The organism is Acinetobacter sp. YH16053, from assembly GCF_013417035.1.
GTDB lineage: Bacteria > Pseudomonadota > Gammaproteobacteria > Pseudomonadales > Moraxellaceae > Acinetobacter > Acinetobacter towneri.
Window position 1 is genome coordinate 14,894 of record NZ_VPEP01000007.1, and the last position, 25,276, is coordinate 40,169.

The 25,276-nt window shown below is 40.8% G+C and carries 20 protein-coding genes; 13 read left to right on the plus strand and 7 right to left on the minus strand.

The features are described 5' to 3' along the window. Positions 1-254: 254 nt before the first annotated feature. The 3 genes from FTV43_RS07730 to FTV43_RS07740 all read right to left on the minus strand — a co-directional run bounded on the left by FTV43_RS07730 (position 255) and on the right by FTV43_RS07740 (position 5,175). Complete coding sequence (locus FTV43_RS07730; RefSeq protein ID WP_179995247.1) at positions 255-1,202, minus strand: GGDEF domain-containing protein; 948 nt, start codon at positions 1,200-1,202, stop codon at positions 255-257. Positions 1,203-1,640: 438 nt separating this feature from the next. Then, entirely contained in the window at positions 1,641-4,325 is a 2,685-nt protein-coding gene (ppc, locus tag FTV43_RS07735) for a phosphoenolpyruvate carboxylase (protein ID WP_131261313.1), read from the minus strand. Between the two features lie 235 nt (positions 4,326-4,560). Further along, positions 4,561-5,175: a TetR/AcrR family transcriptional regulator gene (locus FTV43_RS07740; RefSeq protein WP_019837343.1), complete on the minus strand. Its 615-nt coding sequence runs from the start codon at positions 5,173-5,175 to the stop codon at positions 4,561-4,563. A gap of 413 nt (positions 5,176-5,588) precedes the next feature. On the opposite strand from FTV43_RS07740, the gene FTV43_RS07745 reads away from it, so the two are divergent. The 4 genes from FTV43_RS07745 (at position 5,589) to dnaJ (ending at position 11,624) form a co-directional block, all read left to right on the plus strand. Further along, complete coding sequence (locus FTV43_RS07745; protein ID WP_179995248.1) at positions 5,589-6,728, plus strand: efflux RND transporter periplasmic adaptor subunit; 1,140 nt, start codon at positions 5,589-5,591, stop codon at positions 6,726-6,728. A gap of 3 nt (positions 6,729-6,731) precedes the next feature. Further along, positions 6,732-9,866, plus strand: a complete 3,135-nt coding sequence (locus FTV43_RS07750) for an efflux RND transporter permease subunit (protein ID WP_179995249.1) — start codon at positions 6,732-6,734, stop codon at positions 9,864-9,866. A gap of 135 nt (positions 9,867-10,001) precedes the next feature. Beyond that, entirely contained in the window at positions 10,002-10,379 is a 378-nt protein-coding gene (locus FTV43_RS07755) for a hypothetical protein (protein WP_026438412.1), read from the plus strand. Positions 10,380-10,508: 129 nt separating this feature from the next. Beyond that, positions 10,509-11,624 carry a molecular chaperone DnaJ gene (gene dnaJ / locus FTV43_RS07760; protein ID WP_004970338.1) on the plus strand — a complete coding sequence of 372 codons (1,116 nt, stop codon included), beginning with the start codon at positions 10,509-10,511 and terminating at the stop codon, positions 11,622-11,624. A gap of 370 nt (positions 11,625-11,994) precedes the next feature. Here the strand turns inward: dnaJ and FTV43_RS07765 are convergent, their stop codons facing one another. Beyond that, on the minus strand, positions 11,995-12,282 hold the full coding sequence (locus tag FTV43_RS07765) for a hypothetical protein (protein ID WP_179995250.1): 288 nt from the start codon (positions 12,280-12,282) through the stop codon (positions 11,995-11,997). Between the two features lie 283 nt (positions 12,283-12,565). Here FTV43_RS07765 and dapB point away from each other — a divergent pair, with 283 nt between their 5' ends. Both dapB and FTV43_RS07775 read left to right on the plus strand, forming a co-directional pair. Next, complete coding sequence (gene dapB / locus FTV43_RS07770) at positions 12,566-13,387, plus strand: 4-hydroxy-tetrahydrodipicolinate reductase (protein ID WP_179995251.1); 822 nt, start codon at positions 12,566-12,568, stop codon at positions 13,385-13,387. A 129-nt stretch (positions 13,388-13,516) separates the two neighbouring features. Further along, on the plus strand, positions 13,517-14,161 hold the full coding sequence (locus FTV43_RS07775; protein WP_179995252.1) for an START domain-containing protein: 645 nt from the start codon (positions 13,517-13,519) through the stop codon (positions 14,159-14,161). A gap of 95 nt (positions 14,162-14,256) precedes the next feature. On the opposite strand, the gene FTV43_RS07780 is transcribed toward FTV43_RS07775, so the two are convergent. From FTV43_RS07780 to FTV43_RS07790, 3 genes are all read right to left on the minus strand, one after another. Beyond that, positions 14,257-15,699 (minus strand): capsule assembly Wzi family protein, encoded by a 1,443-nt coding sequence (locus FTV43_RS07780; protein ID WP_179995253.1) that lies wholly within the window; start codon positions 15,697-15,699, stop codon positions 14,257-14,259. A gap of 141 nt (positions 15,700-15,840) precedes the next feature. Continuing rightward, positions 15,841-17,982, minus strand: a complete 2,142-nt coding sequence (locus tag FTV43_RS07785; protein WP_179995254.1) for a GNVR domain-containing protein — start codon at positions 17,980-17,982, stop codon at positions 15,841-15,843. Positions 17,983-18,177: 195 nt separating this feature from the next. After that, positions 18,178-19,260, minus strand: coding sequence for a polysaccharide biosynthesis/export family protein (locus tag FTV43_RS07790; RefSeq protein ID WP_179995255.1), 1,083 nt, complete (start codon positions 19,258-19,260; stop codon positions 18,178-18,180). A gap of 308 nt (positions 19,261-19,568) precedes the next feature. Between FTV43_RS07790 and tviB the strand changes: the two genes are divergently transcribed. From tviB to FTV43_RS07825, 7 genes are read left to right on the plus strand one after another with little or no spacing between them, the layout of a single operon-like run. Next, positions 19,569-20,846, plus strand: coding sequence for a Vi polysaccharide biosynthesis UDP-N-acetylglucosamine C-6 dehydrogenase TviB (gene tviB / locus FTV43_RS07795; RefSeq protein WP_179995256.1), 1,278 nt, complete (start codon positions 19,569-19,571; stop codon positions 20,844-20,846). A gap of 12 nt (positions 20,847-20,858) precedes the next feature. Then, entirely contained in the window at positions 20,859-21,917 is a 1,059-nt protein-coding gene (gene rfbB / locus FTV43_RS07800; RefSeq protein ID WP_179995257.1) for a dTDP-glucose 4,6-dehydratase, read from the plus strand. Continuing rightward, positions 21,917-22,801, plus strand: coding sequence for a glucose-1-phosphate thymidylyltransferase RfbA (gene rfbA, locus FTV43_RS07805; protein ID WP_179995258.1), 885 nt, complete (start codon positions 21,917-21,919; stop codon positions 22,799-22,801). The genes rfbB and rfbA overlap by 1 nt, the downstream gene beginning before the upstream one ends. Beyond that, positions 22,798-23,196 carry an FdtA/QdtA family cupin domain-containing protein gene (locus tag FTV43_RS07810; protein ID WP_179995259.1) on the plus strand — a complete coding sequence of 133 codons (399 nt, stop codon included), beginning with the start codon at positions 22,798-22,800 and terminating at the stop codon, positions 23,194-23,196. The genes rfbA and FTV43_RS07810 overlap by 4 nt, the downstream gene beginning before the upstream one ends. Then, entirely contained in the window at positions 23,193-23,732 is a 540-nt protein-coding gene (locus FTV43_RS07815; protein WP_179995260.1) for a GNAT family N-acetyltransferase, read from the plus strand. Before FTV43_RS07810 ends, FTV43_RS07815 begins: the two co-directional genes overlap by 4 nt. 6 nt (positions 23,733-23,738) lie before the next feature. Then, positions 23,739-24,146 (plus strand): MaoC family dehydratase, encoded by a 408-nt coding sequence (locus FTV43_RS07820; protein WP_179995261.1) that lies wholly within the window; start codon positions 23,739-23,741, stop codon positions 24,144-24,146. Between the two features lie 12 nt (positions 24,147-24,158). Continuing rightward, positions 24,159-25,274 carry a DegT/DnrJ/EryC1/StrS aminotransferase family protein gene (locus FTV43_RS07825; protein WP_179995262.1) on the plus strand — a complete coding sequence of 372 codons (1,116 nt, stop codon included), beginning with the start codon at positions 24,159-24,161 and terminating at the stop codon, positions 25,272-25,274. Positions 25,275-25,276: the final 2 nt, after the last annotated feature.

Consider the following 25,276-nt stretch of genomic DNA (forward strand, 5'->3'; position numbering starts at 1 on the left):
TGAGCACTCAAAAGCTAAATTGAGCACATCATACTCTTGTATTGCATAAATTTTTTAAAAATTTTGCGATGAAACTTACCAGCTGTTTATTTTTAGGATAAAATTTTACTATTTGATAAAAATTGCATTTAATATAAATAAGTAATTTTATTTATAAATTTAAAGAATGTATTGCAGTCACTTAGTGATAGTCGCAGTTTAAAAAAAATTGTATGACCTGCGATTTTTGTTTGTATTTTATACAAAATTAATATTCATGATTCAATATCTTGCTGCACATTATTACGTCCACTTTGCTTGGCTTTATACAGCGCAGCATCAGTACGCTGAATTAATTCATGTTGATCTGCATGATAAACATATAAGGCACTTAAACCAAAACTTGCGGTAATTTGAATCTCATGTTCTGCATAGGCAATACGATGTTGTTCAATGGCAATTCTGCAGCGTTCCAGTACATTTTGGGCAATTTGCGGTGAGGTATTGGAGAAAATAATCATAAATTCTTCGCCACCAAAACGTCCGATAATATCTTCACTGCGTAGATTTTTTTGCAAAATTTTTGGAATTTGCTTGAGTACCTGATCCCCTCCATCGTGTCCATAGCGATCATTTACTTGCTTAAACCAGTCTAAATCGAGCAGGGCAAGGCAGATGTGTTCTTTGTTTTGCCCCGCCAATTGTTTTTGATTCACCAGTTGGTTGAATTTTATGCTTAAACCGCGTCGGTTGAGAGTTTGGGTGAGTGGATCAAGCAGAATTAGTTGTTGCTGATGTTCTTCACGAATCATCCAGCGTCCCAAAAAAGTATTAAATAAAATGGCCAACAGAACACCAATGATGGTGCTGCCAATCAAGTTATTGATGAGCATGAAATTTTGGAATTCTGCACTGGTAAACGTATAGGGCTGAAAAACGGGCGCATAGGGGATAATATTGCTCAAGGTCAGCAAAGAACCACCGTAAAATACCACCAAGCAGGGAATGGTGCCCCAAAAGATAATGCTGCGTTTAAACAACAATAAGCCTGTAAAAATGGAGCCAATGGTAAATACGCCTGTGAGTACCGTCATTTGACCCAGAAAATAGCCAATACTCATGAGTGAGCTGCTATAAAAGCCTAAACACAGAATTGGAAAATAATAGAGTGTGGTCTGATTTTCAGGAATACGATAGCTGATGACATATAAAGACCAAGGCAATCAGCAAATACAATATTAAACAACCCAATACCCATGGCAGCATGTATGGGGTAAACAGGGGTTGGCTTTGACTGAGCCAAAGTACCACTAAAAAGAGTAAATGAAAGAAAAAAACCAAGCCACTGACGACACGTGATTTTTGGATGTTATTTAAACTGAGGAGATTTTTATACCCTTGAAAAAATTAAAAATTTTTAGCTTTAATAAAGTCGTCATTGTAGAGCTTTCTGGCATAGGCAAGTCCAAACTCTTATTTATTGTCTAATCTAAGCATAATTCAAATAAGTTGAGACAGAAATCATAAAAAATGCCAGTTATCATGTTTTTTTATGATTTTTTCTACTTAGCCTAATATGTAGTCATCCGTCCCAAATCATGTTTAAGTGAGTGAATGAGCCACAAGCAGAGCATAACTCTGCTTGTGCTATTCGTAGAGGCTTAACCTGTATTACGTAAGCCTGCTGCAATCCCTGCAATACTCACCATGAGGGCATGATCGACAGGGGTATGTTCGGCATGCTGTTCTGCCAAATACAAACGACGACGTTTCATCAATTCTGCCTGTAGCAAATGCAGTGGCAATAAATAAGGTTTACGCACCCGCATCGATTGATCTAGCACATCATTGCTGCTGAGCAATTGCGATTCACCTTTAAGGGTCAGTAGGGTCGTCACAGCATCACGCAGACGTTGACGGAGTTGCTCACCCAGTTGTTTTAAGTCTTCGTCATCGGTCAGGTTAGATTCGTAGTACAGGGCAATATTGCTGTCGGCTTTAGATAGCACCATTTCTAGCATATCAATTAAAGTCTGGAAATACGGCCAATCGCTGAGCATTTCATCCAAAGTGGCTTTTTGTCCCTGATCGAGCGTTTGGTTAATTGCTGCGCCTGTCCCTAACCAAGCAGGCAGCATCAAACGGATTTGTGTCCATGCAAATACCCATGGAATGGCACGTAAGGATTCAATTCCACCGCTCACTTTACGTTTCGCGGGACGTGAACCGAGTGGCAACATTTGCAATTCCAGCTCTGGCGTGACAGTGCGTAAATATTTCACAAAATGCGGATTTTCACGCACGGTTTGACGATAGACCTGCACCGAAAGTTCGGTCATGTTATCCATCAGCTCGCGCCATTCTGCTTTCGGCACAGGTGGTGGCATCAGCGTCGCTTCTAAGGTTGCAGCGGTATAGACTTCCAGATTTTGTAAGGCAACCCCTTCAAGCCCAAACTTAAAACGAATCATTTCACCTTGTTCGGTGACGCGGATTGCACCTGAAATAGAACCCGGTGGTTGTGAGAACAATGCTTGTTGTGTTGGTGCACCGCCACGGCTGATGGAACCACCGCGACCATGGAATAAAGTCAGCTGCACAGCATGTTGCTGCGCTACCGCAGTCAGTTCTTCCTGCGCGCGGTACTGCGCCCAGTTGGCAGACATGAACCCTGCATCTTTGGCGGAGTCTGAGTAGCCAATCATCACCTCATGTTTGCCCTGAATATGCTGTTTGTACCAATGCATATTAAATAGGGTATTCATGGTTTGGGCAGCCCCATCCAAGTCTTTCAGTGTTTCAAACAGCGGCACCACACGCAAAGGATGCTGAATGCCCGCTTCTTTTTGCAGCAATAACACTGCCAATACATCACTTGGATATTCCGCCATGGAAATAATATAAGCGCCCAAACTTTCCTGCGGCTGTGCAGCCAAAGTGCGCATGGTGGCAAACACTTCTTGCACATCGGGATGTTGAATCAGGCTTTGTGCAGGTTCTTGCATGAATTTTGGCAATAACGGACGTTTGCTTTGCAGCTCTTGAAGCAAAAAGTTCTGACGTGCTTGTTCAGTCCATGTTTCAAAATTGCCCAAACCTAAATATTCGGTAATGGCAGAAATGGCTTGGCGATGACGTCCCGATTCTTGGCGAATATCCAGTTTTAGTAATTCAATGCCGAAACAATTCACACGATGAATTAAATCCAACAATTTGCCGTTCGCAATGTCTGATAATTGGCAAGCCGTCAGCGAGCGATAACACAGCAATAAAGGCTGTAACAGTTCGTCTTTGCTTTTGATGACCAAACTGTCATCAGCCTCTTTGCCTTGCAGTTTCGCTGCTAACCAGTCGCGGGTGGCTTTTAGGCGTTCTCGGGTGTCGCGTAAATATTCACGGTACGGCTCGGCATGGAAATGTCCCAAAGCATCTGCCAATTCTGGGCTGCATTGCTGAATGGAGAGTTCCCAACGCAGGTTTTCAATATCACGTAAATACAGTTCTGCTGCTTTCCAACGCGATAGCCACAATACTTCTTGAGTGACTTTATGGGTGACATTCGGGTTGCCATCGCGGTCACCGCCCATCCAAGAGGCGAAACGCACAGGCGCAACACTCAGCGGCAGGCTTTGCCCACAATGTTCCTGCACAATGCTGTCTAACTCACGCATGAATTTAGGCACCGCATTCCACAAGGTTTGTTCGATGGTGGTAAAGCCCCATTTGGCTTCATCGACAGGGGTTGGGCGATGTTGGCGAATTTCATCGGTTTGCCAAGCCGAGCTGATCAGCTGTTTTAAATCTGCCAAAACTGCCTGACGTTCACGTGGTGTCAGTTTTTGCTGATCCATTTTAAACAAGCAGTCATTAATATCGTCATATTTTTGAATGAGGGTACGACGGCTGACTTCAGTCGGATGCGCAGTTAAAACCAACTCAATTTTCAGTTCACAGACTTGTTGAAAGAGTGTTTCTGCAGAAATTTGGTTGTCTTTAAACTTGATAAATAAGTGATCTAGTGGGTTTGGAGAAACGCCATTTTCATCAAATTCGCTTTGGCGACGGCTCCGCACCACATGATATTGCTCAGCGATGTTGGCAAAATTCAAAAAGTGGGTAAAGGCACGGGTGAGCGGTAAGATTTCATCATCTTCCAGACTTAAAAACAGTTGTTCGAGTTGTTTTTCAGCTTCGGCTTGTCCATCGCGCGCGCCTTTAGATAAAGCACGAATTTGTTCGACCTGATTAAACAAATCTTGTCCTGCGTGTAACTTGAGGGTTTCACCCAATAAGTTGCCAAGTAAGCGTACGTCATCGCGTAGAGGAGCATCAATTTGTTGAATCATTCGTTGTTCTCCATGTTCTGTGTTTTTCTACTCTGTTAAGACTATACCCCGATTTAGATACAATCCAAGCGGGCTATCTACAAAAGTTGCATGGATTTTGCGCATCTGAAGTTATAGTGCCAAGTGGCAGTATTTAGGAGAGAAATACAGGACGGAGATATGAGTCAGTTGATCATTCGTATATGTGCAACGTGAGAGTTAGATTTCGCATGATGAGGCTGCAAAATTAGCTTGCTCAGCCATAACGCAGCATAAAAATACCAATCGCATCTTCAATAATCTTTTGAGATTGTGCAGCATCGGGCACGGCACGTACACCGAGTAAAACTTCATGGTGACGTAAACCATGCAGTAAGGAAACGATCAATTCAGTTTGCGTTTTTGGTTCATCGGCCTGAATAAACTGCAATTCTACTGCTTGGCGAAAGAAGCTTTCCCACATCGCGCGAAGTTTGGCATGTGAGGCATTGTAAAACTGCAATGCCAACGGATTTTGCTCCGAGGCCAGTTCCATCAGCAAATGTTCTAATTTAATCGCTTCAGGCATATTGACCAAGTTCAAGGACAGTTTACAGGCTTGGTATAAGGCCTGCTTAAAATTGCTATGTGCAGTCAAGTCCAAAGGTTGTGCTTTGAGCAGACTTTCACAGGTTTCTTCAATGGCACAGGAAAATAACGTGGCTTTGTCTTGAAAGTGGTTATACACCGTTAATTTGGTCACGCCTGCTTCACGTGCAATCTGATTCATACTAGAACCATGAAAGCCCAATTTTAAAAACAAGTGTTTTGCCGACATTAAAATGCGTTGGCGTTTTTCTAAATCTTTTGGTCGTCCGACATGAATCTGCACACGCTCATCCTAATTTGCATCAGTACAACTGGAAAATGACGCTTCAGTTTTAATTAATGTACCCAGTGGTATATTAATTAAAAAATAATCAATTTAATATAGGGGTTTGCACGCACTTCATAAATGGCTTGCGCTGTAGGCTAAAACTGAGCAGATCAGGCATGAAACGCAGGGAATAGCGAGACTATTACCAAGTTTCATAACGCAATCTGAGAAAGTTTTAGCCACAGTCCTTTGGAACAAGCATATTTTTTACTGCTATTACGTTATGAGTCAGTTACTTAGAATGACTAAGTTTCCTGCCTCATGCTTTATATCAGCTAAAAATATGCGCTGTCGCAAACATAGACGAAGTGTCAGCAAACCCTACCGTATTCTGCCCTAAAAAAAACGTTTAAATAAGAGCAAACCTGATGAACACGACTCAGAATCTCATTGCCAGCCTGATGCTGCTGTGCTGTATCACCCTAATTGGATGCAGCAAGCAAAAAACCGAGGTTGAACAGGAAGTCCCTTTGGTGATGGTGACCCAGCCTAGCAGTTTACATCTTGAGCAAAAAAGCTATGCAGGCGAGGTGCAAGCTCGTCAGCAAACGGCTTTGGCATTTCGGGTTGCAGGGCAAGTTACACAGCGTTTTGCCGATGTGGGAGATCAGGTCAAAGTTGGGCAAGTCTTAGCAAAACTGGATGTGCAAGATGCAGCATTGCAGCTCAATGCCGCGCGTGCGCAACTGGAAAGTGCGCAATCTGCTGCAAAAATTGCTAGCGATGAGTTACAGCGTTTTCAGCAATTATTACCCATGAATGCCGTCAGTCGCTCGCAATATGATGCAGTCAAAAACCAATATCAACATGCTATGGCACAGTTGAAACAGGCACAGTCCAATTATGCAGTCAGCAGTAATCAAACCGACTATAACCAGTTACGTGCCACAAAAAATGGTGTGATTACTGAACGCAATATTGAAGTTGGGCAGGTTTTAGCGGCAGGGCAGGTCGCTTATCAATTGGCGATTGATGGGGAGCGTGAAGTCGTGATTGGCGTGCCTGAACAAGCGGTGGGTGAAATTCGAGTCGGGCAAGAGGCAACGGTAAGTTTATGGTCACAACCCGATACCCGTTTTGCAGGTACGGTTCGAGAAATTTCCCCTGCGGCAGATCAGTCGCGTACTTTTAAAGTCAAAGTGGCTTTACGTGAAGGCAATGCACAGATTCAATTGGGGCAAAGTGCGCGGGTATTTCTGACTCGCCAAGCCAATCAGGGTTTATATGTGCCTTTATCTAGCGTATCGGCAACAGGGCAACAGGCTTTTGTTTTGGTTTTGCAGCCGGATTCAACCGTTCGCCAAATTCCCGTTACCTTGGGCGCTTATGGACGGGACAGCGTACCTGTACTGAGGGGCTTGCAGCCGCAAGATTATGTGGTGATGGGTGGGGTACATTTACTGCGTGATCGACAAAAAATCCGCCCAATTAACCGTGACAATCAAGCTGTACAGGCGGTCAATCCAACCGCTCAGGCAGCTCCTGCTGCTACACAGACGGAGCGTTAAAATATGAATTTTAACTTATCCGAATGGGCGTTAAAAAATAAGGGTTTAGTGGTCTATTTGATGCTGTTGTTGGGCATTGTTGGTATTTTTTCCTACTCTAAACTGGCACAAAGTGAAGATCCACCGTTTACTTTTAAAGTGATGGTGATTCAAACCTATTGGCCGGGAGCGAGCGCCAAAGAGGTCTCGTTACAAGTCACCGACCGCATCGAAAAAGAATTGATGAGCACGGGCGACTATGAACGCATCATGGCTTATTCGCGTCCGGGCGAGTCCATGGTGACTTTTATTGCCAAAGATTCCATGCGTTCTAGCCAAATTCCAGATGTTTGGTACAAGGTGCGTAAAAAGGTCAATGATATTCGTCATGAATTGCCGCAAGGGGTACAAGGCCCATTTTTTAATGATGAATTTGGCGACACTTTTGGCAATATTTATGTGCTGACAGGCGCAGACTATGACTACGCCACCCTCAAAGAATATGCCGACCGTTTGCAGCTACAGTTACAGCGAGTGAAAGATGTAGCCAAAGTCAATTTGGTTGGGTTACAAGACCAAAAAATCTGGATTGAACTATCCAATACTAAAGCTGCACAACTTGGCATTCCTGTCACTGCTATTCAGCAAGCCTTACAACAACAAAACAGCGTGGCCAGTGCAGGTTTTTTTGAAACTGAGTCAGACCGTATTCAGGTACGAGTCAGCGGAGCATTGCACAGTGTTGATGAACTGAAACAAATGCCATTGTTGGTGAATGGCACCACTATTCAACTGGGCGATGTTGCCGAGGTCTATCGTGGGTTTAGCGAACCTGCTCAACCGCGTATGCGCTTTATGGGCGAAAATGGCATTGGCATTGCGGTGTCGATGCGTAAAGGCGGTGATATTCTGGCTTTGGGTGAAAATCTGGAAACTGAATTTGCCCGTTTGCAAAAGACCTTGCCTTTGGGCATGCAACTGCAAAAAGTTTCTGATCAGCCTGTTGCGGTAAAACACAGCGTCAATGAATTTATGAAAGTGTTGGCTGAGGCGGTGATTATCGTGCTCTTGGTCAGCTTCTTTTCACTGGGTTTTCGCACGGGCTTGGTGGTGGCATTTTCCATTCCACTGGTCTTGGCGATGACTTTTGCAGGTATGCATTTGTTTGATGTCGGGCTGCATAAGATTTCACTCGGTGCGCTTATTCTAGCCCTAGGTTTATTGGTGGATGATGCCATCATCGCCATTGAAATGATGGCGATTAAAATGGAACAGGGTTATAGCCGCTTGCAAGCGGCAGGTCATGCGTGGCGAACGACTGCTTTTCCTATGCTGACTGGGACATTGATTACCGCAGCAGGTTTTTTACCCATTGCAACAGCAGCCTCAAGTACAGGGGAATATACCCGTTCAATCTTCCAAGTGGTCACCATAGCTTTGGTGGTGTCCTGGTTTGCTGCCGTGCTATTCGTGCCTTATCTGGGCGATAAATTATTGCCAGATTTTCAGCGTCATGCACAGCGAGCGCCGTGGTATCAACGTCTTTGGGCGCGTTTAGGCAAACAAGCTGAGCCGCAGCCTGTGCTACAGCCAACAGGTGAATTACACGACCCTTATCAAACCCGCTTCTATCAAGTGTTTCGAGGTTGGGTCAATGCCTGTGTGCGCTATCGTAAAACCGTCATTGCAGCGACCGTGGCCATTTTTGTCCTATCCATTGCCATGTTTAAATTGGTACCACAGCAATTTTTCCCACCTTCCAATCGGGCAGAAATTTTAGTCGATTTAAAACTTGAAGAAGGTGCGTCTTTAACAGCCACAGAAGCAGCCGTTAAAAAAGTTGAAAAGTTCTTGGCGCAACAACAAGGCATCGACAATTATGTAGCCTATGTTGGCACAGGTTCGCCGCGTTTCTATTTGCCTTTAGATCAGCAATTACCGCAGGCCAGTTTTGCCCAATTTGTGGTATTGGCATCGTCTTTAGAAGACCGCAATGAAATTCGCCGTAATTTATCTGAACAAATTCGCTTGTTATTGCCAGAGGTGCGTACTCGCGTGTCATTATTGGAAAATGGCCCACCAGTGGGTTATCCATTGCAATTCCGCGTGTCAGGAGAAGACTTGGCACAAGTGCGACAATGGGCACAGCAAGTCGCAGCCACCATCAGTGCCAATCCAAACAGTACCAATGTGCATTTAGATTGGGGTGAGCCGAGCAAAGTCATTCAATTGCAGATTGATCAAGACCGTGCCCGTCAAATGGGGGTGTCGAGTCTGGATTTAGCTAACTTCCTTAATAGCACTATCAGTGGCGCGGCTATTAACCAGTATCGTGAAAAACGTGAACTGATTGAAATCCGTTTACGTGGTGATCAAACCGAGCGCCTAGATGTCGCATCTTTAAGCAGTTTGGCTATACCGACTTCACGTGGAACATCGGTGCCGTTGGCGCAAATTGCACAAATTGAATACCGTTTTGAAGAAGGCTTAATTTGGCATCGTAACCGCTTGCCGACCATTACCGTACGTGGTGATATTCGTAGCAATTTGCAACCTGCAACGGTGGTGACAGAACTGTCTGAACCGATGGCGGCCCTGCGTGAAAAGTTGCCAAGTGGCTATTTAATTGAAGTGGGTGGCACGGTTGAAGAATCGGCACGTGGGCAAAAGTCAGTCAATGCAGGCATGCCATTTTTCCTTGCCGTGGTGATGACTTTGTTGATGATTCAGCTGCGTAGCATGTCCCGTGCATTCATCGTGTTTTTAACTGCACCGCTCGGCATTATTGGCGTGGTATTGTTCCTGTTGCTGTTTAACAAACCCTTTGGTTTTGTGGCGATGCTCGGCACCATTGCCTTATCGGGCATGATCATGCGCAATTCTTTGATTTTAATTGATCAGATTGAGCAGGATATTCGGGCTGGGGAATCGCAGTGGGACGCGATTATTAACGCTACGGTGCGCCGTTGTCGTCCAATTGTACTGACCGCTTTGGCGGCAGTATTGGCCATGATTCCACTTTCTCGCAGTATTTTCTTTGGCCCGATGGCTGTGGCGATTATGGGTGGATTAATTGTCGCGACCCTATTAACCCTGTTCTTTTTACCTGCATTATATGCACAGTGGTTTAAAGTGAAAAAAAATCCACATAATCTGTAAAAGTGACATAATAACGGGTGCGAAACTTGGAAAATTTCAATATAGTAGCACCTTATATTTTTCAGCCTTTGCATACGTTACAGCATGCGCCAGATTAAAAAATAAAGCATGGCACAGATGGGGTTAAATCACATTATGAAGCAAGATAACTTGGTAAAGTTTCGCCGGTCTGTCGCGATCTCTTACGTGTTTATGTTTTTTGCTTTATTTACTGTGGTGAGTGGTGCATTGGCGTATTGGTATGCACGAAAAGTGATTGTGGTCGATAGCACTGAAGTCTGGTTACAGGCACAGGCTTTATGGATCATGCGTAATGTGGTGATTTACAGTGTATTGGCATTGTTTGCTGCATTGTGGTTTATTCCATTGGCCTTCTTTCCTTGGGATGCCTTTTTATGGGTCAAAGCCTGCACCGTAGCAGGTGTGGTCTTTGCCGTGATTGCCTTCTTATTTTTAATCAATGCTTGGATTAAAGGGCTATCCAAATTTTTGAAAAATAAAGCTGTGTTCTAATGGCTTGAACTTCATCTAAAGCACTTCAGCTAAAATTTTTAACAGCTTTCCCTTGTAAAACTCAGTTTGACCCCAATTTCAGACTTCAGTTAAGTTTTAAATAGAATTCCGTGAGGAGCATCGCCAGACATGGCTAAACGTGATTATTATGAGGTTTTGGGCGTCTCTAAAACCGCTAGTGATGATGAAATTAAAAAAGCCTACCGTAAGTTGGCGATGAAATATCATCCAGACCGTAACCCGGACAATCCTGAAGCTGAAGAGAAGTTTAAAGAAGCTTCAGAAGCGTATGAAGTTCTGTCAGACAGCGAAAAACGCAGCATGTACGACCGTATGGGCCATCAAGCCTTTGAAGGTGGTATGGGCGGTGGTGCTGGCGGCTTCGGTGGTTTCAGTGCGGAAGATATTTTCAGCCAGTTTGGGGATATTTTCGGTGGAGCCTTTGGTGGGGGGGGGCGTGGCCAGCAACGTCAACGCCGTGGTTCAGACTTACGCTATGTGATGGAATTGACGCTTGAAGAAGCAGTCAAAGGCGTTAAGAAAACCATCACCTTTACAGCACCTGCGCCATGTGAAGCTTGTGATGGTAAAGGCTCGGAAAATCCAAATGATGTTGAAACCTGTCCAACCTGTCATGGTGCGGGTCAAGTACGCATGCAGCAAGGTTTCTTCTCGGTACAGCAAACCTGTAGCACTTGTCGTGGTCAGGGCAAAATTATCAAGAACCCATGTAAAAAATGTCATGGTTCGGGTGTGTCAGATCGTCAGCAAACCCTTGAGGTGACCATTCCTGCTGGCGTGGACAATGGCGACCGCGTACGCTTAACAGGTAAAGGTGAAGCCATTCGTGATGGTCAATCGGGCGACCTATATGTAGAAGTGGTGGTGCGTGAGCACGAAATCTTCCAGCGTGATGGTGCTGATCTGTATATGGATGTGCCTGTTAGCATTGCCGATGCTGCTTTAGGTAAGGAAATTGAAATTCCGACTCTAGATGGTCGCGTGAGCCTGAAAGTACCTGAGGGAACACAAACGGGTAAATTGTTCCGTTTGCGTGGTAAAGGGGTAAAACCTGTGCGTACCAGTATGCAGGGCGATTTACTCTGCCGTATTGTGGTGGAAACACCTGTGAATTTAACTGCACGTCAGCGTGAATTGTTAAAAGAGTTGCAGACGACGATGGAAGGTGAGGGCAGTCAGTCATCACCAAAGAAGAAGTCTTTCTTTGATCGTTTGTTTGATTAATTTAGTTTTTTGCCGTGTGCAGTTATGTGGCATATTATTTGAAATTTAGTTGATGATATTTTTCATTATTCAAATAATAGACATGGCGGAGTCTTCTCTTTTTTAATCCAATTTTTGGAGCTCAAATGCTACTTTTCTTTCGGGAAAAGTAGCCAAAACCATCTGTCATCCGCAAAAACTCGTCCAATGTCGTCAATAAGCGGCTTAATCGCAGAAACATTAACTTTTTGATGTAGTCCTGCCTCGAACAGTTGCGGATGACTTTCCGCGTATCTAATATTTATTAGAATTCAAACAAAATACCAGCCAATTAATGAGCTGGTATTTTGTTTGGTACGCTTGGTGCTTTTTTGTTATGTAACCTATAATCTTATTCGACTTCAGGCACATCAATTTCTAAAACATCTGCATTTTCTGAGCTTGTAGTTTCAACGGTAGTTTGTGGTTGAACGGTTGCAACAACCACATTTTCCGTTGGTGCTGTTTCTTCTAGTTCAGGTGCATCGACTTCAACAGCAAGAGGTTCTTGTAGCGTCACGCTAATACGGACTTTAGACAGGCTTTCAAGCGTATCACCTTCTTGAAGTGCAGGCTCTGCAAATACGGATGCTGTGCTCATGCCCAACAATAATGCCAATACCATGTTCTTCGAATGCATGTAAATCCCCTTTAATTTTTGCAGTTGTTATCATTCGTGCAGGCTAGTCTGCGCATACAAGTTTGCAAATTTGTGAAATTCACATAAAAAACAGCTTTTTGCTGCTAAATTTTTAATGGAAATCTCCTAAAAATTAGCCAGTATGATCTAAAGTCTGACTTACTCCCCCAAAGACAGTAATTTTCCGATAAAAATAAACCCAGAAACTTGCGCAGCAAACTTAGTCTGAGCAGCGAGTTTTGATATAGTAAGCACAATTTAGAATCTATTTTAGGAATATGCTATGTCAGCAACTCCACGCATTGGTGTATTAGGCGCAGGCGGTCGTATGGGACGCATCTTAATTCAGGCCGTTCAGGAAGCAGGCTATCAATTGGCTGCAGCAGTTGAACGCCCAGAAAGCAGCCTGTTGGGTGCAGATGCAGGGGAGTTGGCAGGCGTTGGCACATTGGGTGTAAAAGTAGTGGGTAGCCTAGAGCAAGTATTGGGTGACTGTGATGTCGTAATCGACTTTACGGCACCTGCGGCAACCGCACAGCACTTAAAACTTTGCCGTGAAGCAGGCGTGGCGATTGTGATTGGCACCACAGGCATGAACGATGAACAAAAAGCTGTCTTGGAAGAATCGGCACAACAAACTCCAGTGGTATACGCAGCCAACTATTCAGTTGGGGTAAACGTATCAATCAAACTGCTGGAATTGGCAGCCAAAGTTTTTGGCGATACTGTTGATATTGAAGTGATTGAAGCGCACCATCGTCACAAAGTTGATGCACCATCAGGCACGGCATTGATGATGGGCGAGGCCATTGCAGCAACCTTAGGTCGTGATTTAAAACACGATGCTGTTTACTGCCGTGAAGGACATACCGGTGCGCGTGAACGCAAGAGCATCGGCTTTCAAACCATTCGTGGTGGCGATATTGTCGGTGAGCATACCGCAATGTTTATTGCCGATGGTGAGCGCGTGGAAATTACTCACAAAGCCACCAACCGTATGAACTTTGCTGCAGGTGCTGTTCGTGCGGCAGCTTGGGTAGTTGGACGTGAAGCCCGTAAATACGACATGAAAGATGTACTAGGCTTTAACGATATTCAAGTTTAAATCGCCGCTGATGATAAAATAATAAAAACTGCTTGAACAAATCGTGATCTGCAGTTAAAACTAGGGTCTGATGTCATGGATGATGAAGCATCAGACCCCACACAAAACTAAAATAAGATGCACAAGATAATGAAAAAAATTCTGCCAATTCTTGGCATGATCGCCTGTAGCTGTATCACGCATGCGCAAAGCCTTGAACATGCCAAACTCAGTATTCATAAAAACAATATTAAAGTCTGGACCTATCAACAGCAGTCTAGTCCTGTATTTTTATACAAGGCAGAAACTACCTTTAATGTTCCTTTAGAAAAAGCAGCTGCTTTAATTTTAGATGTTGATCATGCTGTGACATGGGTGCCTTATGTGGGCAGCGTTAAAGTCTTGTCACGAGATGATCAAAAAGGTGAGTTCTTATTGTATATGGTGCTGGATTTTCCATTTCCCTTGAAAGACCGAGATTTGGTGGTTAAAGGAAAAATGAGCAAAGATGCACAGGGAGTCATCAGCATTCAAAATACAGCCATTGAAGGCGGCTACCCGCTGAATCCTAACTATGTGCGTATTCGGCAGTATGAGGGAGATTGGACATTTCAGAAATTGGGCAATCAGAAAGTCAAGGTCAGTACCTATGGCTATGCTAACCCTGAAGGTGCCATTCCTTTAAGTTTTGTGAATATGTTTGTGCAGCAGCAACCGTATCAAATGCTGCAAAAAATGAAAATTGAATTAAGCAAAAGCGGTAGTTTTAAGGCATTGCCTGAAATTTTGCGTTAAATGGTTGAGTTACGCTGAATTCTTTTGATTTTAGAAAAATGGATGAAATCGGTGTCGATCTCATCCATGATGTATTTTCGGTCTAGCTTATAGACTTAATAAGAAAACAGCCCTTTTTCTAAAGGAAATTCAATGCCAATCGATGCACCACCATCATTGCCATGGGCATCTGAATCGCTAATCCAGCCATTCAGTTTAAGTGGAATATCTGGGCGTAAATAGTGTGTCCAAGTCAAATCTAAAGCTTTTAACTGATCTTTTTCTGGGAAAGCTTGGTTAGTTGTGCGGTTTGATTCATTTAATTTGGCAAACAGCATACGTGCATTCACGCGATTCATACGATCAAAACGAATATCACCACCGACTGAAATCATTTGTCCATCACCGCCAATAGCATGCGCTAAAGGATAGCCATGTTGGTAGAAACCGTCAGTATAGGTGCTGTGATTATAAGTGATACCTTGTGCTGTACCGTTGGTACGGGTGTCAGCCCATTCAGTATAGAGTTGGAATGGCATATTCTGATAGCTTGATGAATAGTCTACCCCAGCCAAATACATTTTTTTAGCGGGTAAGCCGCCTGCTTCATCTTCACCTGCATATTGTGCATAGACGCCCATTGGAACTTGTAGCAATGGCTGTAGGTTTAAACGCGCATCAAAGCCTGCTACTTGGTTAGAGGGGTCAGGTTCGCCAGTACCACCATTGTCTTTATTGCCAACAAAAGCATCCCAAAGTGAGTTCAAGCTTTCTGGACGATTTTCACCCCCCCATTGAAAGGCACGTGAAGCACCCAATTCCAAATAAGGCAGCGGTTGTGCAGTGACACGTAAACCAATCAATTTGGCATCGGGTACAGCATCATAATCATGCAATTGACCTGCAAAGGCTTGATATTGCCATGGGCCAATCCATGACAACCATTTATTGCTGAAGGCTTGTTGTTCGGCACGTTGCATGGTTACGCCGTAAACTGGGCGGCTAGCATCGCCACGAATTAAACTGCCGTCATGTGCAGGCCCCCAGTAGGTTGGAATTTGCCCAGCAATCAGCCATTGATTCCAAAGTTTGGCTGCAATATATGAACCTTCGACATTGACATCTTGATCGTTATCAATTTGTGGGTCTTTTTCTGCATTGACCCGAATTTTAGCATCCCAGTATTGATTGCCTGCATTGAGTTCCAAGCCTGCTTGATATTGCGCTTTTTGTTGGTCGCCAAATGCTTGTAGAATATTCTTTTGATCTGTTTCTGCAAAAAGCGAGGCTTTGAGCAGTTGGTTATTGGCATTTAAATGTGCCACCACTGCATCGATGACTTTTTGTTGATTGGTATTGCTGACTTTAGCCTGAGAAAGTGCCCGCTGAATTTCATCACCACTCATAGGCCAAGTTGACGTACTAATTTGAATCACGCCTTGCTGATTTAGCCAGTTTAAATCGGTACGTAAGTTTTGGTCATTTAATACAATACCTTGGGCAAAGGTGAAGGAGGAGCTTAAACTTAATATAAAAAGGAAACTTCTAAATTTGGACATGTTTTATTCCTAGAACTATTGGCTAAACTATTAGTTTGAATAGTCTATACCTTAATATTTGGTTGAGGGATCGTAAATTAAACTTTCGATCCCTAATTTTTGAGTAGTTAATTTGCAACTTTAATTTAAATACAGCTTCCTCTAAATCAGTGAGTTTTTTGCCATATTTAAAATGATTCCATCGAACTTAAGTTCTGAATTACCAAAGTTTTCCAAAGCAGTTTCGATTTGTTCTAGCGTGGAAGAGTTAAATCTTGTGACTAAAATATTTGTATCAATGTGTTTAGCCAAGATAGAACCATCAGATGATTCTAGAACTGCTGCATTATCAATTAAGATAAGGTCATAATTAGACGTTACAGTATTTAACAATACAGTCATTTTAGAACTACTGAGTAAAGAGGCAGAAATTCCAGAAAAGTTACCACTATGTATCAAGTCAAGATTGGTTTGTGATGTAGGGTTCACAATCGAATTTAAAATAGTTTCAGAATTGTTTAAATAGTCACTTAAACCTAGATTTGTTGAAATATTAAAGAATTGCTTTAATTTCCCATCTTTTAAATCACAATCGATTAACAATACTTTTAAATTCATTTGTGATAAAACAACTGCAATGTTTGCGATTAATGTTGAATTACCTGTGTTTTTGTGTGTACCTATCACTTGTACAATCGGCTTAGCTGCATTTTGTGCGTGATGATAAAGGGTAGTCGAAATTTGGCGCATTTGTTCCACAACTATTTCTGTTGGTTGGGAAGCTGCTAATAAAGGTGTAAAAGATTTAGAAGTACTATCAAGTTGATTACTATAGATCACCTTTCCTAGATTCTTTAAATGATATTGGTTTGCGATAGGTGCAATATTCCGAAGACCAGAATTGAGCATATTTCGTAATAAAGCAATTAAAACACCAATAAAGCCACCCATAAAAATAGAAAGAACTAAAACAATTAATCTTTTAGGTTTAATAGGAGAGGTGGGTTCCATGGCATAATCAATAATATTGACTTTGCCTAACTCGCCTGCTTTAGCTACATTCAAGCTTTGATAAGTGGTTAATAAGCCTGTATATAGCTGATTTTTGACTTCAACATCACGATAATACTGTAAGTATAAACGTTGAATTTCTGGTAACTGTTTTACTTTATTGTTTACTTCATTAATTTTAGTATTAAGAGCATTCAGTTGAGCACTAATAGCCTGCATTGCTGGATGTTCGTTTGTATATTGAGCGCTTAGCTCTGCTTGCTTTTGCTGGAGTTCAACTTTTTGGATTTCTAATTGCATTGTTTGATTAAGATAAAGTTCTGATTCCCCTTTAACATCCACAGTGCCATATTTTTCTCTAAACTGATTGAACTGACGTTCTGAGTTATTTAAGTCTGCCTTTAACTCTGGTAGTTGCTTTTCTAAAAAATCAACTTGCTGATCTTTGTCGATAACACTTCGAGTGATATCTTGTTGTTTGTAAATATTTAAAACTGAATTGAGAATAGTTGGGATGTTTTCTGGATTCTCACCTTGATAGGTGAGCTCGAGTATACTACTTCCCTTACCCTTTTCACTGGCATTAAATTTTTTCAAAATATTAGACATCGCAGTGGGTAAGGAATTCTTTTGAATTATAAATTCTTGTTCAGATGCCATATTGCCAGAAATAACAATATTCCAAGCACCATCTAGTAGTGGTTGACCTAATATTCCTTTAATCAAAATCTGTTCAGTGGCACCATCAAGAATTGTATATTTATTGTTCTTAAAAGAGATAAGTAATTTTTTGTTTTCGTATGATTTAGGTGTTTTAAACTCAGATATAATTAAATTTTGATTTTTGTTTTTTAACGCAACAGATAAACCTTGAATTGTATATGATTTAATGAAATCATCATTACTAGATAAAATTTTTTGAAGAGTATTTGTTTTAGGAGAAAAATGTATATCTAAATGTAAATCTTGAATGGCTTTTCCGAAAATTGCACGAGATTTTAATAACTCGGTTTCACTTTGTATAGAAGAATCCCCAATCCCACCTAAGCCTGCAAAACTTGCCATTGCTGCCATTTCTGAGTTTAATCCCGCTAAGGGATTAGATTTGTTAGATTTAATTTCTATTAATGCATCAGTTTGATAAATAGGTGTCGTGGTTGTTAAATACAAAAAAGCGCTGACTAAAGCAATTAGAGTGCAAAGAATAATGATTTTCCACTGCTCTATAAGTGAAAAAAATAATTCCTTTAAGTCAATCGTATCTTCGTTATCTAAAGAAGTATTTGGGTTCATAATTATTCATTCGAAATAAGTAAAAATGGTTAAAGACAATTAATCTTGAGTAAAACTCTAGTTTGTTGGCTTAGAGATCTCACTTGGTCAACTTTAATAGAATGTTGTTTTAATTAATCTAGTTAGAAGAATTTTCATAACTAAGATTCCTAAATAACATCATATAAATTAGAAGACCAAGATCATAAGAGATCTCTACTGTCCTAGACTTTCAAAGGTATAAAGGGCATTTGAAAAAGGTACAATCTGATTAATAATACGTTGCCAGCGAACTAAACCTGTCGCATCAACATAGATAATATCATTGCTGCGCATTTTAAATTGATTAGCTAAGCCGAAGTCAGCAATACTGGTCAAGTTAAGATTATAAATTTCAGAAAGTTGATCATTTGGTTGATAACGCACAACATAAATTTTGCTACGGCTTGCAGTGAAGGGGTTAATACCAAGACTTTCACCCAAAACATCACCTAAACTCATACCTTCTGAACGTATGGGTAAAGCGTGGTTTTTTCCAGCTTCACCCATAACATAAACTTTTTGGCTTTCTCTAGCATTGACATAAATCGTATCGTTTGCCTGAATCAGAAGATTATGTAACGAATACCCTGCACGCTCTAACTCAATACTATTGAGTGTATAGCTACGTCCTTGGCGAGTTAATGTGATAGAGGAATTGTCACCTTGTTGTGCATTAATTCCTCCTGCCGCACCTAGTGCAGCGTATATACTGATGGGTTGATCTGAGAGATGATACACCCCAGCCTTTTCAATATTCCCTTGCACAGAGTAACGCTGCCCTTGGTAAGACAAAACCCGCACAATCACATCTGGGTTTTTTAAATAACGTGCGAATAGCCTACGCAACTCTTGGTTCACTTGGTTTAAAGATTTTCCAGCAACTTGGTAGCGTCCAATCACGGGGAGTTGAATATAGCCCTGAGAGTCAATTTGATAGCCGTTGTTCGTGTCAGAATTACTGCCAGAGATTTCAGGATACGCCCATAAATAAATAGATAAAATATCGCCTGAACTTAAGCGGTACTGGCGTTGTGTTGTATTGAAAAGATGAGCATACTCTTGTTGAATATTATGCACCGCAGGTTGTGAGGCATATATGCTGTCTTGAGTCAAAGGAATAACATTAACTTTTGTACCTAAGTCGGTAGTGAATACACCTTGCTGCGCTAAGTCATAAGTTTGTAAGCCAGAGGTGACTGCACAACCAGTGGTGGCAATACCACATGCCAATAAAACAGTCAGTTGAATGTGTCGCACGCGAAATCCTGTTATTAATATTTAAAAATTTAAAATAAATTAATACTATTTTACTGAACTTATAAAATAGGTACATAGCTATTTATGATAAATTTTCATATCTAGTTAAATTTCCTGAGAAAGACAATACATAAAAAGTATGATACCTATTTGGTAAAGTGCATGCCTAGAAAAAATTAAATTACATTATGCTATTTTTCATGTGGTTTAAGCACAAAACACAATAGTAATTTTGTGAATTTCTGCTAGTATTCCTGCCGAAAGATTTGTTCTTCATAAAACACAGATATAAATTTAAAGGCGCTCAAATGCTACAGCTTTCAGACCTAAAAATTGCCATTATTGGTTTAGGCTATGTCGGGTTACCCCTAGCGGTTGAATTCGGTAAGCAGTTGACTGTGGTGGGTTTTGATATTCAGCAAAAACGCATACAAGAATTAAAAAGCGGACAAGATCATACCTTAGAAGTGTCGTCAGAAGAACTTAAACAAGCGACGCAATTGACTTATTCTGCTCATTTAGATGATCTACGCAGCTGCAATTTTTTTATTGTGACTGTCCCAACCCCAATTGATGAGTTTAAACAACCCGATTTAACTCCGCTCATTAAAGCCTCTACCAGTATTGGGAAAGTACTTAAAAAAGGCGATGTGGTGGTGTATGAGTCTACCGTGTACCCCGGTGCTACCGAAGAAGCCTGTATTCCAGTTTTGGAACAAGTGTCTGGATTAAAATTCAATCAGGATTTTTTTGCAGGCTATAGCCCAGAACGGATTAACCCAGGCGATAAGCTGCATCGTGTCACCAATATTTTAAAAGTGACTTCGGGTTCTACTCCAGAAGTTGCAGACTTTGTCGATGCAGTCTATCAACTGATTGTGACTGCAGGTACACATAAAGCACCGAGCATAAAAGTGGCTGAAGCCGCCAAGGTCATTGAAAATACCCAACGTGATGTGAACATTGCTTTAATTAATGAATTAGCCGTGATCTTTAATAAGTTGGATATTGATACTGAAGCGGTTTTACAGGCTGCGGGAACTAAGTGGAATTTTTTACCATTCCGTCCAGGTTTAGTCGGTGGGCACTGTATTGGGGTAGATCCATATTATTTAACCCATAAAGCACAGTCTTTAGGCTTGCATCCAGAAATTATTTTAGCGGCACGTCGTTTAAATGACCGTATGGGGGAATATGTTGCAACACAATTGATCAAAGAGATGGTGAAGCAGCGTATACAAGTGGTGGGTTCAAAAATTTTAGTGATGGGCTTAAGTTTTAAAGAAAACTGTCCAGATATTCGCAATACTAAAATTGTAGATATGGTCAAAGCTTTAAAAGAATATGATTTAGATTTAGATATTTATGACCCGTGGGTGGATCCGTTAGACGCAGCAAAGGAATATGGTATAGACCCTGTTTCTAGTTTGGCGAACGCTAAATATGATGCCATTGTTTTAGCAGTTGCGCATGATCAGTTTAAACAGATGTCTATAGATGAGTTTAAAGCAGTGGCAAAAGAAAAATATGTTTTATACGATTTAAAATATATTTTAAATCATACAGATGTAGATATTCGCTTATAACAAAAGGAAATTATGAAAATTTTAGTTACTGGCGGTGCGGGGTTTATTGGTTCAGCTGTCATCCGCCATATTATTCAAAATACAAATAACCAAGTTCTGAATATCGATAAACTGACTTATGCGGGTAATTTAGAATCGTTAAAAGAAATTGATCAACACTCGAACTATGAGTTCAAACAAATTGATATTTGTGATACAGAACAAATTACAGCTGCAATAGATGCATTTCAACCTCATGCAATTATGCATTTAGCTGCAGAGTCGCATGTAGACCGCTCAATTGATGGCCCGGCAGCATTTATTCAAACTAATATTGTGGGAACTTATACTTTGTTGGAAGCTGCTCGAAAGTATTGGATGGGGCTTGACGCTGAAGCGCAACAAAACTTTCGTTTTCATCATATTTCAACTGATGAAGTTTATGGTGACTTAGAAGGCACGACAGATTTATTTACTGAAATGACTTCATATGCGCCAAGCTCTCCATATTCTGCCTCTAAAGCCAGTTCGGATCATTTAGTCCGTGCTTGGCACAGAACTTATGGTTTGCCTGTAATTGTGACCAATTGCTCGAATAATTACGGTCCATATCACTTCCCTGAAAAGTTGATTCCCTTGGTGATTCTAAATGCACTGGATGCTAAACCTTTACCAGTATATGGGAATGGTCAGCAAATTCGCGATTGGTTATTTGTAGAAGATCATGCGCGTGCTTTATATAAAGTAGTGACCGAAGGTGTAGTAGGTGAGACCTATAATATTGGTGGTCATAATGAAAAGCAGAATATTGAAGTAGTAAAAACTATTTGCATGATTTTAGATGAGCTAAAACCACAGGCAAATGGTCAAACCTATGAATCACTCATTACTTTTGTCAAAGATCGCCCTGGGCATGACTTACGCTATGCGATTGATGCTACAAAAATTCAAAATGAATTAGGTTGGACACCTACGGAAACTTTTGAAACGGGAATCCGTAAAACGGTGCAATGGTATTTAAATAATTTAGATTGGTGTCATCGAGTGCAAGATGGCAGTTACCAACGCGAAAGATTAGGTGTAAATTCATAATGTCAAATACAACAAAAGGTATTATTTTAGCAGGCGGTTCAGGTACACGTTTATATCCCATTACTAAGGGTGTATCTAAGCAATTATTGCCTATTTATGACAAGCCAATGGTGTATTACCCGCTTTCAGTGCTGATGCTTGCGGGTATTCGTGAAGTACTCATTATTAGTACTCCTGAAGACATTGATGGATTTAAGCGTTTATTGGGGGATGGCACTCAATTTGGAATTCAGCTTGAATATGCCGTCCAACCTAGCCCAGACGGCTTGGCACAGGCTTTTATTATTGGTGAAAGCTTTATTGGGGATAGTAATGTTTGCTTAGTGCTTGGCGACAATATTTTTTATGGTCAAGGTTTTACCCCAATGCTCCGTCAAGCCGTCGCTCGTCAAAAAGGTGCAACGGTATTTGGTTATCAGGTGAAAGACCCTGAGCGTTTTGGTGTGGTTGAATTTGACGAGCAGAAACGCGCAATTTCTTTAGAAGAAAAGCCAAAACAACCTAAATCTCACTTTGCAGTCACAGGTTTATATTTTTATGACAATGATGTGATTCAAATTGCGAAACAAGTGAAGCCTTCTGAGCGTGGAGAATTAGAAATTACCACAGTTAATCAGATATATTTAGAACGTGGTGATTTAAATGTGGAATTGCTTGGACGTGGTTTTGCATGGTTGGACACAGGGACACATGCGAGCTTACTTGAGGCAGCGCAGTTTGTAGAGACTATTGAAAAACGTCAGGGCTATAAAGTGGCATGTTTAGAAGAAATTGCGCTGAATAATGGTTGGCTCAGTAAAGAACAGGTTTTAGAGATTGGTCACAGCATGAGTAAAAATGATTATGGTCAATACCTAATTTCATTGGTGATTGAATTAACATGAGCTTAATAAAACTAATTGATTTACCGAGTTTGGGAGATCAAAGAGGGGGGTTGGTTGCAATAGAGTCTAATCAATCTATTCCTTTTGAAATTAGACGTTTGTATTATATTTTTAATACAACCAATCAGTCTCGTGGCTATCATGCGCATATTGATTTAAAGCAAGTTGCGGTGTGTGTTCAAGGAAGTTGTCGTTTTATTTTAGATAATGGTCATGTTAGAGAAGAAGTGATTCTTAGCTCACCAACGCAAGGCCTGTATATTGAGGCTCTAACTTGGCGAGAAATGCATGACTTTTCAGAAGATTGTGTATTATTGGTTTTGGCAAGTGAACATTATGATGAAAGAGACTATATTCGTGATTATCAAGATTTTCTGAATAAGGTGATTAAATGAAAAATTTTAACTTAAAAGCGGGCACAATTTATCTTCGATTAGTACACGAAAATGATGCTGCATTTATTTGTAGTTTAAGAAATAACGACCAATTGAACACTTATATTTCTAAATCTACAGCAGATGAAGAAGCTCAACGTCAATGGATTGTCAATTATAAAAAAAGAGAAGAGGCTGGGGAAGAGTACTATTTTATTATTTGCAGAAATAGTGATGATTTAGCTGTTGGTACGGTGCGACTTTACGACTTTAAAGAGGAATCAAAGTCATTTTGCTGGGGAAGCTGGATTTTAAACGAAAATAAAACTAAGTATGCGGCGGTTGAAAGTGCACTTTTAGTTTACGAGGCAGGTTTTGAGTATTTAGATTTCAAGCAAAGTCATTATGATGTAATGAAAGGTAATGAGAAAGTGCATTCATTTCATTTAAAAATGGGAGCTGAAAAAACTTCAGAAGACAGTATGAATGTATATTATATTTTTCCAAAAGAAAAATATGAAAAGAATAAAGTTCAATATGCTCGATTTTTGGGTTAATTAGATATGTTATCGATTGCTGAGTATAAAGTCGGGATGTGCGCGGAAATTGTTCGCTCATTTAGTGAGAATGATGTGGACTTATTTTCTAAATTAAGTGGTGATGAAAATCCAGTACACTTAAATGAAGAATATGCAAAAACAACTCTATTTGGAAGAAGGATTGTACATGGTGCTTTAGCATCAAGTATATTTTCTGCGCTATTTGCAAATAAGTTACCTGGTGCTGGTTGCATTTACTTAAAATTTGAAAATAAATTTCTCAGACCTATCTACTTAAACGAAAAAGTTATTTTTAAAGTGGAAATAATAGATATTCTACAAGAAAAGAAACGTGTAATTTTTAAGACAGTTGCTGTATCTAATGATCAAGAGTGTATTATGGGTATGGCTGAACTTTATATTCCTGAATAATGTGAATTTATAATGATCCCTTTTCTTGATTTAAAAAGTATTAATCAGCAATATCGTGATGAACTTGTAGCCGCTTGTGGTCGCGTGATTGATTCTGGTTGGTATATTGGTGGTAAAGAGCTAGAAAGTTTTGAAAAAAACTTTGCTGAATATTGTGGTACACAGTTTGCAATTGGTGTTGCAAACGGCTTAGATGCATTGATTCTGACACTACGTGCATGGAGAGAGTTAGGCAAACTTAAAGATGGAGATGAAGTAATTGTTCCATCGAATACCTATATTGCTAGCATTCTTGCCATTACAGCAAATAACTTGACGCCAGTTTTAGTTGAGCCAAATATTTCTACCTACAATATTGATCCTATAAAAATAAAAGAAGCAATAACGGCTAAAACCAAAGTGATTTTACCTGTCCATTTATATGGTCAATTGGCAGAAATGCCAGAAATTATGCAAATTGCTAAACAACACAATTTATTAATTTTAGAAGACTCCGCACAAAGTCATGGGGCACAAATACAGGGTAAAAAAGCAGGAAACTGGGGCGATGCTTCAGGTTTTAGTTTTTATCCTGGAAAAAATTTAGGTGCGCTAGGTGATGCAGGAGCAGTCACGACCAATGATGCAGAATTAGCGACCATGTTAAAAGCATTGCGTAACTATGGCTCGCATGAAAAGTATAAAAATTTAGTACCAGGCGTAAATAGCCGTTTAGATGAAATCCAAGCGGCGATGTTAGATGTTAAGCTCAAATACTTAGAGGAAGAAACTCGGCATAGACGTCGTATTGCGAGCTTGTATTTAAATGGAATCAAAAATCCTTTAATTCAACTACCATTGAGCGAAGTCAATGCAGAAAATAATGAACAACATGTATGGCATTTATTTGTGATTCGTACAGAACAGCGTGAAGCTTTACAACAATATCTATTAAATCATGGTATTCAGACTTTAATCCATTATCCGATTCCTCCGCACAAACAACAGGCTTATAAAGAGTGGAATAGCTTAAGCTATCCGATTTCTGAACAGATCCATCGCGAGGTTTTGAGTTTGCCTATGGGGCCAACATTATCTATAGTAGACGCAGAAAGAGTGGTCACTTTGTGTAATCAGTTCCAAGCCTAATC

Excerpts from the sequence above, each read along its gene's own strand:
- FTV43_RS07810 (WP_179995259.1), top strand. The coding sequence starts at position 22,798 with ATGAGCTTAATAAAACTAATTGATTTACCGAGTTTGGGAGATCAAAGA.
- FTV43_RS07820 (WP_179995261.1), top strand. The coding sequence starts at position 23,739 with ATGTTATCGATTGCTGAGTATAAAGTCGGGATGTGCGCGGAAATTGTT.
- FTV43_RS07765 (WP_179995250.1), bottom strand. The coding sequence starts at position 12,282 with ATGCATTCGAAGAACATGGTATTGGCATTATTGTTGGGCATGAGCACA.
- rfbB (WP_179995257.1), top strand. The coding sequence starts at position 20,859 with ATGAAAATTTTAGTTACTGGCGGTGCGGGGTTTATTGGTTCAGCTGTC.
- FTV43_RS07745 (WP_179995248.1), top strand. The coding sequence starts at position 5,589 with ATGAACACGACTCAGAATCTCATTGCCAGCCTGATGCTGCTGTGCTGT.
- FTV43_RS07785 (WP_179995254.1), bottom strand. The coding sequence starts at position 17,982 with ATGAACCCAAATACTTCTTTAGATAACGAAGATACGATTGACTTAAAG.
- rfbA (WP_179995258.1), top strand. The coding sequence starts at position 21,917 with ATGTCAAATACAACAAAAGGTATTATTTTAGCAGGCGGTTCAGGTACA.
- FTV43_RS07815 (WP_179995260.1), top strand. The coding sequence starts at position 23,193 with ATGAAAAATTTTAACTTAAAAGCGGGCACAATTTATCTTCGATTAGTA.
- FTV43_RS07775 (WP_179995252.1), top strand. The coding sequence starts at position 13,517 with ATGAAAAAAATTCTGCCAATTCTTGGCATGATCGCCTGTAGCTGTATC.
- tviB (WP_179995256.1), top strand. The coding sequence starts at position 19,569 with ATGCTACAGCTTTCAGACCTAAAAATTGCCATTATTGGTTTAGGCTAT.
- FTV43_RS07825 (WP_179995262.1), top strand. The coding sequence starts at position 24,159 with ATGATCCCTTTTCTTGATTTAAAAAGTATTAATCAGCAATATCGTGAT.
- FTV43_RS07780 (WP_179995253.1), bottom strand. The coding sequence starts at position 15,699 with ATGTCCAAATTTAGAAGTTTCCTTTTTATATTAAGTTTAAGCTCCTCC.
- ppc (WP_131261313.1), bottom strand. The coding sequence starts at position 4,325 with ATGATTCAACAAATTGATGCTCCTCTACGCGATGACGTACGCTTACTT.
- FTV43_RS07755 (WP_026438412.1), top strand. The coding sequence starts at position 10,002 with ATGAAGCAAGATAACTTGGTAAAGTTTCGCCGGTCTGTCGCGATCTCT.
- FTV43_RS07750 (WP_179995249.1), top strand. The coding sequence starts at position 6,732 with ATGAATTTTAACTTATCCGAATGGGCGTTAAAAAATAAGGGTTTAGTG.
- dnaJ (WP_004970338.1), top strand. The coding sequence starts at position 10,509 with ATGGCTAAACGTGATTATTATGAGGTTTTGGGCGTCTCTAAAACCGCT.
- dapB (WP_179995251.1), top strand. The coding sequence starts at position 12,566 with ATGTCAGCAACTCCACGCATTGGTGTATTAGGCGCAGGCGGTCGTATG.